This is a genomic window from Anaeromicropila populeti (genome assembly GCF_900112775.1).
Classification (GTDB): domain Bacteria; phylum Bacillota; class Clostridia; order Lachnospirales; family Lachnospiraceae; genus Anaeromicropila_A; species Anaeromicropila_A populeti.
In genome coordinates, this window is sequence record NZ_FOYZ01000001.1 from 179324 (window position 1) to 193131 (window position 13808).

At 33.9% G+C, this 13808-nt stretch carries 15 protein-coding genes; 3 read left to right on the forward strand and 12 right to left on the reverse strand.

The features are described from left to right. Positions 1-17 precede the first annotated feature (17 nt). Positions 18-710: a response regulator transcription factor gene (locus tag BM305_RS00815; RefSeq protein WP_092558793.1), complete on the reverse strand. Its 693-nt coding sequence runs from the start codon at positions 708-710 to the stop codon at positions 18-20. A 220-nt stretch (positions 711-930) separates the two neighbouring features. On the opposite strand from BM305_RS00815, the gene BM305_RS00820 reads away from it, so the two are divergent. Further along, positions 931-1602: an Ig-like domain-containing protein gene (locus tag BM305_RS00820; protein WP_092558794.1), complete on the forward strand. Its 672-nt coding sequence runs from the start codon at positions 931-933 to the stop codon at positions 1600-1602. Positions 1603-1616: 14 nt separating this feature from the next. Here BM305_RS00820 and BM305_RS00825 read toward each other — a convergent pair whose 3' ends face one another. Genes BM305_RS00825 through rfbA form a run of 5 tightly spaced genes read right to left on the reverse strand, consistent with a single transcriptional unit; the run spans position 1617 to position 5999 of the window. After that, positions 1617-2540, reverse strand: a complete 924-nt coding sequence (locus BM305_RS00825) for an AEC family transporter (RefSeq protein ID WP_330393385.1) — start codon at positions 2538-2540, stop codon at positions 1617-1619. A 20-nt stretch (positions 2541-2560) separates the two neighbouring features. Then, positions 2561-3637, reverse strand: coding sequence for a dTDP-glucose 4,6-dehydratase (gene rfbB, locus BM305_RS00830; protein WP_092558796.1), 1077 nt, complete (start codon positions 3635-3637; stop codon positions 2561-2563). Further along, positions 3634-4527, reverse strand: a complete 894-nt coding sequence (rfbD, locus tag BM305_RS00835) for a dTDP-4-dehydrorhamnose reductase (protein WP_330393401.1) — start codon at positions 4525-4527, stop codon at positions 3634-3636. Before rfbD ends, rfbB begins: the two co-directional genes overlap by 4 nt. A 27-nt stretch (positions 4528-4554) precedes the next feature. Beyond that, positions 4555-5094, reverse strand: coding sequence for a dTDP-4-dehydrorhamnose 3,5-epimerase (gene rfbC, locus BM305_RS00840; protein ID WP_092558798.1), 540 nt, complete (start codon positions 5092-5094; stop codon positions 4555-4557). A gap of 32 nt (positions 5095-5126) precedes the next feature. Continuing rightward, entirely contained in the window at positions 5127-5999 is an 873-nt protein-coding gene (gene rfbA, locus BM305_RS00845; RefSeq protein ID WP_092558799.1) for a glucose-1-phosphate thymidylyltransferase RfbA, read from the reverse strand. Between the two features lie 722 nt (positions 6000-6721). Between rfbA and BM305_RS00850 the strand changes: the two genes are divergently transcribed. Beyond that, the gene (locus BM305_RS00850; protein ID WP_092558800.1) at positions 6722-6868 is read left to right on the forward strand and encodes a redoxin domain-containing protein; all 147 of its coding nucleotides are present in this window, start codon (positions 6722-6724) and stop codon (positions 6866-6868) included. A 497-nt stretch (positions 6869-7365) separates the two neighbouring features. Here BM305_RS00850 and BM305_RS00855 read toward each other — a convergent pair whose 3' ends face one another. The 6 genes from BM305_RS00855 to BM305_RS00880 form a co-directional block, all read right to left on the reverse strand. Beyond that, a complete protein-coding gene (locus BM305_RS00855; RefSeq protein ID WP_092558801.1) occupies positions 7366-8007 on the reverse strand; it encodes an ATP-binding cassette domain-containing protein in 642 nt (213 codons plus the stop codon). A 9-nt stretch (positions 8008-8016) separates the two neighbouring features. Further along, positions 8017-8886, reverse strand: a complete 870-nt coding sequence (locus BM305_RS00860) for a hypothetical protein (RefSeq protein ID WP_092558802.1) — start codon at positions 8884-8886, stop codon at positions 8017-8019. Continuing rightward, positions 8879-9739: a hypothetical protein gene (locus BM305_RS00865; RefSeq protein WP_092558803.1), complete on the reverse strand. Its 861-nt coding sequence runs from the start codon at positions 9737-9739 to the stop codon at positions 8879-8881. The genes BM305_RS00860 and BM305_RS00865 overlap by 8 nt, the downstream gene beginning before the upstream one ends. Positions 9740-9757: 18 nt before the next feature. Continuing rightward, positions 9758-10924 carry a hypothetical protein gene (locus tag BM305_RS00870; RefSeq protein WP_092558804.1) on the reverse strand — a complete coding sequence of 389 codons (1167 nt, stop codon included), beginning with the start codon at positions 10922-10924 and terminating at the stop codon, positions 9758-9760. Positions 10925-11008: 84 nt separating this feature from the next. Then, on the reverse strand, positions 11009-11431 hold the full coding sequence (locus tag BM305_RS00875; protein WP_092558805.1) for a hypothetical protein: 423 nt from the start codon (positions 11429-11431) through the stop codon (positions 11009-11011). Between the two features lie 173 nt (positions 11432-11604). Continuing rightward, positions 11605-13104, reverse strand: a complete 1500-nt coding sequence (locus tag BM305_RS00880; protein WP_092558806.1) for a recombinase family protein — start codon at positions 13102-13104, stop codon at positions 11605-11607. A gap of 73 nt (positions 13105-13177) precedes the next feature. Between BM305_RS00880 and BM305_RS00885 the strand changes: the two genes are divergently transcribed. After that, a complete protein-coding gene (locus BM305_RS00885) occupies positions 13178-13723 on the forward strand; it encodes a peroxiredoxin (RefSeq protein ID WP_092558807.1) in 546 nt (181 codons plus the stop codon). The last annotated feature ends 85 nt before the right edge of the window (positions 13724-13808 follow it).

Here is a 13808-nt window from a genome sequence, read left to right on the forward strand (position 1 = left end):
TCACCGTTCTTAGATTTCTATTCTTCTACTTCAAACTTATATCCAACTCCCCAAATGGTTTTTATATTCCACTTAGGATGACTAACCTTGTCTAACTTTGCACGAAGTCTTTTTATATGTGAATCTACTGTTCTGCTGTCTCCAAAATAATCAAATCCCCATAAGCTGTCTAAAAGATTATCTCTTGTAAATACCTTATTCGGATTATTTGCAAGGGTCCACATAGTTTCGATTTCTCGTTTTGTCAATGCCATTTTTTGTCCATCGATATATAAAACATATTCATCCAGGTTAATTAGTAAGTTCATAACTGTTATCTGATTTTTTGATTCTACCTGAGTATCGGTCTTTGATACCCTCCTCAAAACTGCTCTCAGCCTTGCCATTACTTCACTTGGACTAAATGGTTTTACAATATAATCATCTGCTCCAATATCCAATCCCATAATTCTTTCAAAATCTTCGCCACGGGCAGTAATCAGCATAATTGGTACATTTGATTTATTTCGGATTTTTCTACAAACCTCATATCCATCTTCTTTTGGCATCATAACATCCAGCAAAACAGCAACTGGACTATACTTTTCATATAGCTTCATAGCTTCCTCGCCATCCTTTGCTACCAAAGCCTCATGTCCTTCCTTTGTGACATATGTGGATAAAATGTCTGTAATGTCCTCGTTATCATCTGCAATTAGTATGTAACCCATATATTACCTCCTAATTTTGTACATATATATTTGTTATATCTATTATAATAAACTTATTACTTGAACACAAGTTATAATAAGCAATTTGTAATTCCAATTTCATACAAAAATTGTAAATAATAAATTTCTTAAGAATTTATTACATTTTGCCATTGTTCTGACAAAGTTTTTTTTTATACTTAATTATGCCTTTAGTATACTTAAAAATGGAGGTGGAAAAATGAAAGCTCACTTATTACATTTACAAAAAAGACTGCTTACAATTAGCTTTTTTATCCTGTTACTATCATTATTACCAATCACAAGCTTTGGATTGCTATCACGTTCTACTATTGTTCAGGCGGATGAAGGTGAAACAGAACGATTAAATGTTGATTCCAAATCACTGGTTCGTGACGATACTTATACATTAAAGGTTTACCGTACAAATCCAGAACAAAAGATATTTTTTAAATCAAGCGACACTGATGTTGCAACGGTTAAAAAAACTGATACAAAAGAAGCTGAAGTTACAGGCGTAAGCGTAGGTACTGCAACAATTACTGTTACTATCAAAGAAGGTTTCAAAGTAACAGCTACTCTTAAGTGCGAAATTACAGTTACCCCTCCTGCTCTTAGTGTTAAATTTTCTGAAAACACTATTGATGTAGTAGTTGGTGACAGATATGTCTTAAAACGAGATCTTAAGCCACTTAGTACTGCTGAAAATCCTATTTTTATTTCTTCTGACCCATCTGTTGTGTCTGTTAGCACAAAAGGTGTCATCACAGCAATTGCTCCTGGAGAAGTAACAATTAGTGTAAGTATTGCAAATGGTGTAACAGATATTTGTAAAATAATAGTTTCTGAGGCATCCCCTGTAACGGGAGACAAAGGTTCAGCGACGTCGTAATGACGTCGCTTTTCCTATATGTACCCCAGTATTTTTAAGAGATAAATAGAAAAAGTAATGGTAAAGGAAGAGAGAATAGTGGATAGAACAATTACACTTCCAGATAAAATCTCATCATTATTCATACTTTTGGCCATTATAAAACAAGACACAGTAGTAGGGGCACCTGTCATAATGAGCAGAGCTACTAAATCCTGATTTCGAAACCCCAGTAGTATTGCAATTGGTATGAAAATGGCTGGCAATGCTACAAGCTTTATAAAGGTTGCCACAACAGTCGGCTTCATCTTAGCCAGCGCTTCTTTTCCCTTAAAACCAGCTCCGATAGAAAGTAATGCCAAGGGAGAGGTCAGCACCGCTATATTATCAATGGTTTTATTTAAAATAACTGGTGAATACTTATTAAAGCCAGATACAGAACCAATTAATCCCAACAATATACCAATTATAATTGGATTTTTAACAATTCCCATCAAAATCTCTTTAAATTGAATTCCTTTTCGTCCTTTTCCTTCTATTGAAAGCAGAATAACAGAATAGGCATTAAACAAAGGTACACATCCGATTATCATAAGTGGTGTCATACCTAAATCTCCATACATATTTTTTACAAAAGAAATTCCCATTATGGCAGCACTGCTTCGAAAGGATGCCTGAACGAAAGCTCCAATAATCTCCTTGTCTTTGATAAACAGTTTTGCTCCTCCCCATATACAAAAAAAACTGATAGAAGAAACAATCATACAAAATGCCAGCATTTTCACATCTAATACTTCATTAATATTTGCATTGGAAATATCTTGAAACAAAGAAGCTGGCATAGAGATATGAAACAAAATCTTATTTGATATATCGACATACTCTTCATTGACCATGCCCTTCTTCCTCAAAAAGTACCCTATTACAATTACCAGAAATACTGGTATTGTTGCATTCATGCTAAAAACAAAATTTTCCATTACTCTTTGTACATTTCCTTATAATAGTTTTGATAATCTCCAGATGTAACATTTTCCAGCCATTTAGTATTCTCTAGATACCAGATAATTGTCTTTCTAATACCATCCTGAAATGTTGTTTCTGGATACCATCCAACCTGATTTTTTATTTTATCGGGCGCAATCGCATACCTTCTGTCATGCCCTTTACGGTCTTCTACAAATGCAATTAAATCCTTTGATATATTCATTTTCCTTGAATCGGAATCTGCTAAAACCTCCTGCAAAACTTCAATAATGATTGATACGATTTCAATGTTTTGTTTTTCATTATGTCCGCCAATATTATATATCTGACCTGGCTTTCCTTCATTTAATACCATATCCACTGCCTTTGCATGATCCATTACATAAAGCCAGTCGCGTACATTTTTCCCATCCCCATAGACAGGTAGCTTTTTCCCTTGCAGTGCGTTATGAATCATAAGTGGGATCAGCTTTTCTGGGAACTGATATGGCCCGTAATTATTACTGCATCTTGTTATATTAGCTGGAAATTGAAATGTATCTATATACGATTTTACAAGCAGATCCCCAGACGCCTTACTTGCAGAATACGGGCTATGAGGATCTAAAGAAGTCGTTTCATAAAAAAAGTCCGTTTCCTTTTCCAGAGAACCGTATACTTCATCGGTAGAAACCTGAAGATACTTCTTTCCCTCCTTATACCCATTCTCTACTTCCCACATTGTTTTTGCTGTATGAATTAAATTAAGTGTACCAAGAACATTCGTATTTACAAAAACCTCTGGGTTCCGAATACTTCTGTCTACGTGTGTTTCTGCTGCAAAATGTACCACATAATCAATGTCAAACTGTTGGAAAACAGCTTCTACTGCTTTCTGGTCACAGACATCTGCCTTTATAAATTTATAATTCTTCCTGCTTTGAACATTACTAAGGTTTTCAAGATTTCCTGCGTAAGTAAGCTTGTCCAGATTAATAATAAAAATTTCATCTCCATACTTTTCAAACATATAATGAATAAAATTTGAACCAATAAATCCTGCCCCACCTGTTACTAAATAATTTTTCATTCTGCCTGTTCTCCTCCATTCTTTAAGGAATCTAAATAGTCCCTTAAAGCTTCTTTCCATTCTTTCATTCTGTAATCTGTTGTTGTATTCAATCTATGATTTTCCAGAACAGAATATTTAGGTCTTTTTACTTTTGCTGGATATTCCTCTGATTTAACCGGGATTAATACTGGCTCTCTTTCACTAAGCTTGAAAATCTCCTTTGCAAACTCATACCATGAGGTTGAACCTTCGCAGGTTCCATGATAAATGCCATAGTCTTCTGTCTCTATTAAAAACAGAATTAATTTAGCCAGCTCGTAAGCCGAGGTCGGAGTTCCAAATTGGTCCTTCACTACACGGATTTCCTGATTTGTTTCGGAAAGCCTAAGCATCGTCTTAACAAAATTATTTCCATCTCCATAAAGCCATGCCGTCCGAACAATAAAATACTGACTGCAATGTTTCTGTACCAAAAGCTCTCCTGCCAGCTTAGTCTTCCCATAAACAGATACTGGATTCGTGATATCCTCTTCTACATATGGCCTGCCAGCTTCTCCATCAAATACATAATCTGTTGATACCTGCACCAACCTGGCTCCCGACTTTTTGGCAGCTACTGCAAGATAGTATGGCCCCAATTCGTTGATTTTTACTGCATTCTTGACATCCGCTTCACACTTTTCCACCTGGGTATGAGCAGCACAGTTAATCACCACATCTGGCTTTGCTTTCTCTATAAATGTTTCAACTGCATTCTGTTCTGTTATGTCTAAATGCTCTATAGGATACAAGGGCTGGTTGGGAAGCTCTCCTCTCACATAATCTGTATTGATAACACAATTCCTGCTCTGCTTCATTAAAATCCCATTGAGAGCACGACCTAACTGCCCGTTTGCCCCTGTAATCATAATTATCACGGATGTATTCCCCCTTGCCTAAAATGAATTATAATTTTTATCTTTATCTGAAATAATAAGTTCCATTCCCTCTTCTATTGGCCACTTAATTCCAATTTTTTCATCATTCCACATGAAACCTGCCTCGTCCTCTGGATGATAATAATCCGTACATTTATAAGAAAACTCTGCTGTCTCTGATAATACTAAAAATCCATGTGCAAATCCCTCTGGAATATACAGCATGTTTTTTTGAACATCATCCAGAATAGTCCCATACCATTTTCCATATGTTCTAGAATCATTTCTCAGATCAACCGCTACATCAAATACTCTTCCCTTCTGAACACGAACAAGCTTTCCCTGAGGATGTTTTTTTTGATAATGCAGTCCACGCAGCACACCTCTTGTTGAAATGCTTTGGTTATCCTGTACAAAAATCATGTCTAATCCTGCTTCTTTGAATTTTTCATATTGATATACTTCAAAGAAACAACCTCGCTGGTCACCAAAAACTTGTGGCCAAATGCAGTATAAACCATCAATTTCTCCACATGACTCTATTCTAAAGTTACTCATAATAATCCTCCTAATCTGCTAAATAAACAATCCTAATGTTTATTTTCCACAAGATCCATTAAATACTTTCCATATTCCGTTGTCATTAAAGGTTTTGCCAACTCTGACAGCTGCTCTTTGGAAATAAATTCTTTCTTATATGCAATTTCCTCAATACAGGCAATATATAAGCCTTGTCTTTTTTGAATAGATGCCACAAAATTGGAAGCATCCAGTAAAGAATCATGGTTGCCAGTATCTAGCCACGCCATACCTCTTCCCAACGTCTCCACCTGAAGTTTGCCTATTTTCATATATTCCTGATTAACAGTTGTTATCTCTAATTCTCCCCGATGACTTGGACGTATGCTTTTTGCAATACTAATAACGTCATTATCATAAAAATAAAGCCCTGGCACTGCATAATTTGATTTGGCGTGCTCTGGTTTTTCCTCTATGGAAAGCGCCTTTCCAGTCTTATCAAATTCAACCACTCCATATGCACGAGGATCTCTTACATAATATCCAAATATCGTTGCACCCTCTTTCTTTTTTGCAGCTTTGCAAAGTGTCTGGGAAAAGCTTCTTCCATAAAAAATATTATCTCCTAAAATTAATGCTACTGGACTTTCTCCAATAAACTCTTCCCCAATTATAAACGCTTCTGCTAAGCCTCTTGGCTGCTCCTGTACCTTGTATTCTATCTTCAGCCCCAGCTGCTCACCAGTACCTAACAGCTGCTGAAAGCAAGGCAAATCCCTGGGAGTTGAAATAATTAGAATATCACGAATATTAGCCAGCATCAGTACAGAAAGGGGATAATAAATCATTGGTTTATCATAAATAGGTAAAATCTGCTTTGAAATTGCTTTTGTAACAGGATATAACCTTGTACCTGAGCCACCAGCAAGTATAATTCCTTTCATTTCATAGCCTCCATTCCTCTCCATTATAGTATTTCTTTCTATTCTTAATTGAATTCCATTATAGACCAAAAAAAAATGGGATTCAAGGTCATAATTAAAAAAACTCTTTGAGCAAAGTTTTAAATTTACATTTTTTGTTTATTGTCGCTATTTTCCTTATTTTGGCGATCTGTTTCGATTTACAATTTATTTTATTCCTCATATAATATTATTAATATACAGGAGGTAGATCTTTATGCTTAAATTATACATATGTCCCAAATGCAAAGGTGTCCGATTTGTATCGAAAGACAACACAATTTGTTATAAGTGCAATATTCAGATGATAAAATCTAGCACTAGTTATTCAGAATTTATATCGATGCATCCCCACCAACGACGAATATGTATTGAAGACACAATACAATCTAATCAATCTGATTCTACATCTTAAACTAATTATTCTTATTATTATTACATTTTTCTCGGAAATATTCCTTATTACTACTCCCAGCTTTATATATAAATGCAGTAAACTATTATTAATTTTATAAGGAAACTATTTACCTTGCTTTATGTTTAGAATAATATTTTAAATGTAGTAATTCAACAGACAGACCACACGTATTTCATTTGGTCTGTCTGCTTTTCTTTTTTCATTATAAATATAAACTTTATTTCATACATTCATTTTTATAAAAATACATATATTATATAAATTCTATTTTCTAGGAGGCATCCTTATGCTAAATTGTCTATCTCTAGGCATGACTGCTCCTGAGTTTACTTATAATACAACCTTCGGACCTGTCAGCATGTCTGACTATAAGGGTAAATGGCTTATTTTTTTCAGTCATCCTGGTGATTTCACGCCTGTTACAATAGACTAAGAATAAAAGCCTCTTTAAAAGGCCTTTATTTTTTTATATTCAATTTTTCACAAGAAATATATGTAGTACTTTTTTATTGATATCATAAGAACAATGGTGAAAGTTATTAAGACCAGAGGACTGATAATAGGTATTAAAAAAATTTTCGACATTTATTTTATTTTCATCTTCTGTAATGTCGGGAGGTATATTTTGAAATTTCAGAGCCATAATCAATACACTACCTTTATAATAAATTTACATTAATGTATATCAATTGTTTCCTGAAAAAATGACACTAACTTGATTCTACAAATGGTGGAATTACTTCCAGATGAATCATGGAACCATATTTACAATACATTTAAGGCATGTGCTGCTGATAATGAAAAAAGCAAAAATGAAAAGAACGGTTAATTATTTATACCGTTCTTTTCACTCTATTATCTGTAATCTTATCTTTGATTCAAAAAGCCCATTTTATAATAACATCCAAACAATACGCTCCATTTCTTATCTTATTTGATTTTTGTCAAAATCCCCTTGTCCATTTCAGCAACTGTATCACATAAAATATTAATATCTTCTGAGGAATGAGAACACATTAAAATGGTAGTCCCAAGTTCCTTTAGTCTTAAAAAATATTTCCGCATATCTTGAACCCCTTCTTTATCCAATCCGTTAAAAGGCTCATCTAAAATCAGTATAGAAGGCTTCTCCATAATGGCCTGGGCAATTCCTAGCCGCTGCCTCATACCCAGACTGTATTTCTTAACCATTCTTTTTAGATTGTAATCAAGACCCACAGCTGATAATGCTGTCTTAACTTCTTCTTTGCCAGCCTTATTCCGTAAGCCAGCTAGAAGCATTAAATTTTTATAGCCGCTGTAATAAGGAATAAATCCAGGCGTTTCGATGATGAAACCAATATCTTCTGGAAAATCCACATCTTTTCCTATTTTCTTTTTATCAACAATAATTTCACCCTGATTAATTCTAATAAATCCGCAAATGCATTTCATAAGTACTGTTTTTCCTGATCCATTTCTTCCAACAAGACCATGTATTTTCCCTTGTTCAAAATGAATATTAATATTATTTAAAATCGAGGTATTTTTTATTTGAAGAGAAACATCATTAATTTCAATTATATTTTCCATGCAATTCTCCTAATCTATTTCCTGAATACTGTCAAAATTCAATCTTTTTAATGATTTAATACCAGCTACAATAAGAATTGTTATGATTCCAACAAAGTAAATATAAGATTTCCACATCTCCATAATTGGTTTTCGATAATAATTAGTATAGTGAAGCCATATAGAGGTGTGCGCCATAGGAAAAATCCACATGCAAGGCATTTTTACCAGACATATGGTACCACCAAAGGCAATTACACAAGAGGCAGTCAGCATCCCATATATTTTTCTGCCCATACAGTTAAAGACTAACATAATCAACGCAATCACAAGCAGATACAGCATCATAAACGCATAGCCTTGTATAGCAGCGTACCAGGGTGAAACCTGATTGTAGAGATTATTTTTTATAAGCAGACAGGCAAAGCTCTGAGAGTCATTAGGATAAAGCGATGCATATTTTGTAATCACTAATGACCATCCATTCGCCCAAAAGGAAGAAGCTATGACGGGAAGAACTGAGCCAATAAAAATCACACCAACATATGTAAAAATGGCATATACCGCAAATAAAATCTGGCCAATAATCCAATTTACTTTTCCGATACGCGAAATAGAAAATAGTGTATTCCCATCCGTTTTGGGGAAATCAGAAAAAAGAGCCAAAAAAATTACTGGAACAATAATCACTAGTACTTCGGAGTTTACAGTTGCTATAAAAGGCTCTAACGTATTGAGCGGTGAGTTCATTTTCATTGCATGCTCCTGTAAGGGCTGTATAACAAAGCTATGAATAAATAGAACCATGACCCCCAATAAGATCATCCGGGCATTGCAGATCCATTTTATATACTCCATTTTTGCGGTTGATAAAATTTTTTTTAACTTTAATTTATTCACCCAGATCAAACCTCCGATTCATAATTATGACAAATAATAAAAAACAGATGCTCATAAAAACGAGATAAATCAGCAGACAGTTTCTTGAGATAGCATCTTGCTGATAAAGACGGCTGATTCCTTCTGGTTTAAGTGTATTTCCAATATCAATTAATTTTTGATTTTGTGTTGCCATGCCATCGTATATTAATTTTGTCAGACTGCTGCTAAATAGGTAAGTAACCATAAATGGCACGCAAGTTATAATATAACGGTTTCTTACAAAAGCTGCCAAGAAGAAAGCAGGTATGGTTGAAAAACAGCCATATAAAAAAATGCCTATAATGAGAAGCAGATTGCGTAGCATGATATTGGTTCCTGTATATAGTGTTAAAATTTCTTTTGGCAGATTATAGTCTTTAATAGATGGGAATAGCATAGTAATCATTGCACCATATAAACAATACCCTAATAATACCGAAAGACCTCCACCTAAAATAGCAGATAAAAATTTTGTTATGTAATAACGAATCTTTCCTGTCCGTTGAATGGTATATCGAATCAAACCACTGTTCCGTTCAGCACAGAAATTTGGTATAAATGGAAATGCCGCAATAATAGGTATAAACATAGCAAAATAGCTAGAAAATGCTCCTTGCAAAATGATAGGAGCAGCAAATGAAATCTCTGTCTTTGCAATTTCCTGATTTATCTGTAATAACGCTTCTATTACGTTATAAGCCTTTCCTGTCATAGTATCTATGTAAACCTCTGTCGTACATAATAAACCAAATGTAATAAAGATAGATACTACAAAACCAAGATTACCTATGGTTTTCCATAATTCAATCTTTAATGTATGTAATGTTTTCATTGTATCCTCTTCTTTTCTCTAATTATTACAGACAAATTCAATTTCTCCTGTTACACAATCCACCATAGCAAAAATTAAATTGTTGGGATCATTATTCAGATAAAAGGTCCAACAGGGACGTGCTTCATATACATTGCCAGCAACAGAAGTATCATTAATCGTATCACCAGAAACGATTCCACCTTCTAGGATTAATCTATACTCTAATGAAATCCATTGTACACTATACCTCCGATAGGAAGAAAGAAGCTCCGATAGTTTTTCAGTAGCATACTCTAATGTAATAATTTTATCATACGTTTCCTTTGTTTCCACATATTCAATAATACCTGGATAATTGTCTATAAAAAATACTTTTAAAGAGGAATCCATTACCAAAATAGGCTGATACACACGGACATATGGCTCTTTCATAGTATTAGCTTTATTTCCCCAATTATTATAAAACAGATGTACATCCTTATAGGACTTCGTAAATGCAAGCCGAAAAAAGAATTCTCCGCTTGTATACTGATAAATCTTTATATTTTCAGGAATCCAATCCATCGTATCATATGGAGAAGCCATCTCCTTCACATAGTTGGACGCCGTTTGAATAACGTCACTTAAAGTAAAGGTTTTATGATTCCAATCATACGTTTCCGTAGTATAATTTTGATTGGTTTTTCTCATAAATATTTCATCCATTAAGGTATAGTCCACGAGATCTCTATTTTCTACATTTATCCAGTCACTATATTTATATTTTTCATAGAAAAAAAATCCATTATTACATATAGAAAACGACTCATTCTTTTTTACATCATTGTACTGCATTCCTGTCATATAGGCATTCGCATCAGTTTCCATTATCAAATCCGTATTCACATTTTTAACAAATTGATTCAATAGCTCCTTGTTATTATCATAGAAGTGTTCCGTTTGCTTAAATGTCAGCAGACCAATTTCTTCAGGCATGTTAATGGAAAAGTCTGTTGAAAAGTTCAAATTATCATAGGTATTACTTTTTACCTGTTCATAGCTTTTATATATATTTTCTAGTGTATCATAATTCGTATCCACGCTTCCTTGTTCTATTTTATCACCAGAATTGGTATTCTCCATTACTTCTTCAGGAACCTTCTGACAGCTCACTAATAATATTAATATTCCTACATACAAAAATATGTAAAATTTCTTCTTCATAAGCGATACCCTTCTATTCATTTTTGATATAAATAATAATTTCACTTCCCTATATGATATAGGGAAGTGAAAAAAGTTTTCTTATCAGCCATCCGCTTCTGTAATAACACCATACACAGCACAGCTGCCACAATTTGAATAGTTATATAAGGTAACATTTGTTGGTACCATGGAACCTCTTATTGTTGACGCCCCATTTGCATATGGCACTTCTATGTACCCATTAGTTACTCCATAATAATATCGAGTTGATAATGCGGGAGTTGTATTAATCTTTATATATGGATCAGGGTTTGAAAAGTTTGATATACGTAAAACAGTCGATGAATTTCCACATGCAGTATACTCAAAACTACTATAAGTACAGGTGCAGCTGCTAGGCGCTCCTTGCGTATAATACAAAATAATATTGTTTGGAATTGCAGCCTTTGCAATCATAGGGTTTAGAGAAAGAACACCAACTGCTGCTGCAAGTGATGCAATACCTCTAAAAATTTTCTTTTTCATATTTAACACTCCTTATTTCTATTTCCAAATATATACTCGGATAATCATCTTAAGATGTTATTTATTGTAACACTTAATAAAAAATATGTCAAATAAATCCATCGCTTTAATTAAACTCAAACTTTATCTGTAATTTTTTAACAGTTTAAATAAATCAAAAATGCCTAGTTTAGTTATGGCTTAATTAAGTAATAAATTTTCACCTCTTCATCTTTTGTAATCTCAATATTCTTTACAATTTTTCTTATATTCAATATTTTTTTATCTATGTCTAAGCTGTCAAAATCCTGAAATATGCTTTTTAAATCGTTTATCTCCCTGGCTTCCACTTTCCCAACAATTTCTTTTTCTTTCTCCACCCTAAAGGAATCTATTTGATTTTGCAATGAAGTTATCTTATTAGTAAGCAATTCATCGACAACACTATTGCCTTTTCCGATGTTTTCTATTAAATTAGCAATTTGCTGTTCAATCAACGCAATACTATTTGTATTGTCAGGAATTTGTTCTAATTCTACTTCTTCTTTTGTATGGGAAAATTGGTTCAAATAATTAATACACTGCTCAATAACTGCCTTTTCAAATTCGTCTGCTCTTATATATAACCTGTTGTTACACATCCCAGTTGTTTGCCTGCCCCTACAGCAATAGTATTTATACCTTGATGAACTTTTCAAACCAAACGATTTACCACATTCAACACACGTACATAATCCTGCTAGAAAAGATTGCTTTGAACGCTTTTTACTCATTGTTTTACTGTTTTTACCTAACAATATTTGCGCACGAATATATTTCTCGGACTGGATTATTGGTTTGTGAATTCCAACAACTACCACATGCTCTGATATATCGTTTTCTTCATTTCGATTTTTATTCTTAAAAAATATACACATTCCGTTATCCCCTGTAAAATCTTCTACTGGGTTACTTATTTTATATCCCAGTGAAAAAAGATAATTATATATTTTTTCATCGGCTGCACAGGGAGTTATATTTTGCAAAATTCGTCTTATTGCGTTTTCATAAAACATTTTATTTGATGCCGTTCTAATTCCATTTATATTTAACTTGTGAGCAATATTATACAGACTTTCACCAGCTATGAATGCATCAAAAATATCCTCTAGTATTTTTGCATTATTTTCATCTGGAACAATAATACTTGCTTTTTTCCCATCCACTATTGCCTTTTGACTTTCATATCCAAACGGCACATTACCACCCATAAAATACTTTCCTGTGGAACTTCTAAATTTATAATTATCTTTTATTCTCGCAGCTATTGTCTCTCTTTCTAGCTGTGCAAAAACCATTACGATATAGACCATTGCTCTGCCGATGGGAGTCGAAGTATCAAAATTTTCTGTGGCAGACGCAAAGTCAACATTGTACTCACTGAAAAGAGTTAACAGGTTCCCAAAGTCCACTATATTTCTACTGATTCGATCTAACCGGTATGCGATTACCTTTGAAATCTTATCATTTTTTATATCCTGAACCAGTTGATTCATTTTAGGTCTGCTAATATGCTTCCCTGACCACCCCTTATCAAAATAGACTTCGTAATTATCACTATCCAGGTATCGCTTACATTGTTCTATCTGGGCTTCAATGCTGACCGAGTCTAGTTTATCAATTGACTGTCTGCAATAAATGGCTATTGTCTTCATATACTTTCTCCTTGTATTAAATCCTAAAAATAGTATAATAAAACAATAAAAACATGTCAATTCCTTTTAGTCTATTGATACTGGTGATTTCACGCCTGTATGTACATCCGAATTTCTTGCCTTTACAGAGCTTTATCCAGAATTCCAATCTCACAATGCCGACCTGCTTGGATTAAGTATTGACAGTAACCTTTCCCATTTGGCATGGGTTAATCAGATTTACATGCTTACTGGCGCACAGATTCCATTTCCTATTGTAGCTGATCGAATCGGTGAAATTGCTAACTTATATGGAATGATTGCTCCTAATGTAAGCAATACATCTACTGTACGGGATGTTTTTATTATTGATCCAGAACAAATTATCCGGGCAATTCTTGTTTACCCCATTACAAATGGACGTAACATCCCTGAAATTCTAAGACTTCTAATTGCCCTTCAGACCACAGATGAATTTAACGTAATCACACCTGCCAACTGGCAGCCAGGTGATCCAGTATTGGTACCTCCTCCAAGAACCTACACGCAACTTGTGGAGCGTGTAAATGATCCTTCCCAACAAGGACTTGAATGTGCAGACTGGTTCTGGTGCTACAAACCAATTCTTACAACCAAATAATTGCTCAAATCAGGCTAAGGCTGTCATTCAAACTATAATGACAGCCTTAGCTGAAAGATACATTTTGACAAAGCTGATAATTAAG

Coding starts and splice junctions, on each gene's coding strand:
- BM305_RS00815 (WP_092558793.1), bottom strand. CDS start 710: ATGGGTTACATACTAATTGCAGATGATAACGAGGACATTACAGACATT.
- BM305_RS00820 (WP_092558794.1), top strand. CDS start 931: ATGAAAGCTCACTTATTACATTTACAAAAAAGACTGCTTACAATTAGC.
- BM305_RS00825 (WP_330393385.1), bottom strand. CDS start 2,540: ATGAATGCAACAATACCAGTATTTCTGGTAATTGTAATAGGGTACTTT.
- rfbB (WP_092558796.1), bottom strand. CDS start 3,637: ATGAAAAATTATTTAGTAACAGGTGGGGCAGGATTTATTGGTTCAAAT.
- rfbD (WP_330393401.1), bottom strand. CDS start 4,527: ATGATTACAGGGGCAAACGGGCAGTTAGGTCGTGCTCTCAATGGGATT.
- rfbC (WP_092558798.1), bottom strand. CDS start 5,094: ATGAGTAACTTTAGAATAGAGTCATGTGGAGAAATTGATGGTTTATAC.
- rfbA (WP_092558799.1), bottom strand. CDS start 5,999: ATGAAAGGAATTATACTTGCTGGTGGCTCAGGTACAAGGTTATATCCT.
- BM305_RS00850 (WP_092558800.1), top strand. CDS start 6,722: ATGCTAAATTGTCTATCTCTAGGCATGACTGCTCCTGAGTTTACTTAT.
- BM305_RS00855 (WP_092558801.1), bottom strand. CDS start 8,007: ATGGAAAATATAATTGAAATTAATGATGTTTCTCTTCAAATAAAAAAT.
- BM305_RS00865 (WP_092558803.1), bottom strand. CDS start 9,739: ATGAAAACATTACATACATTAAAGATTGAATTATGGAAAACCATAGGT.
- BM305_RS00870 (WP_092558804.1), bottom strand. CDS start 10,924: ATGAAGAAGAAATTTTACATATTTTTGTATGTAGGAATATTAATATTA.
- BM305_RS00875 (WP_092558805.1), bottom strand. CDS start 11,431: ATGAAAAAGAAAATTTTTAGAGGTATTGCATCACTTGCAGCAGCAGTT.
- BM305_RS00880 (WP_092558806.1), bottom strand. CDS start 13,104: ATGAAGACAATAGCCATTTATTGCAGACAGTCAATTGATAAACTAGAC.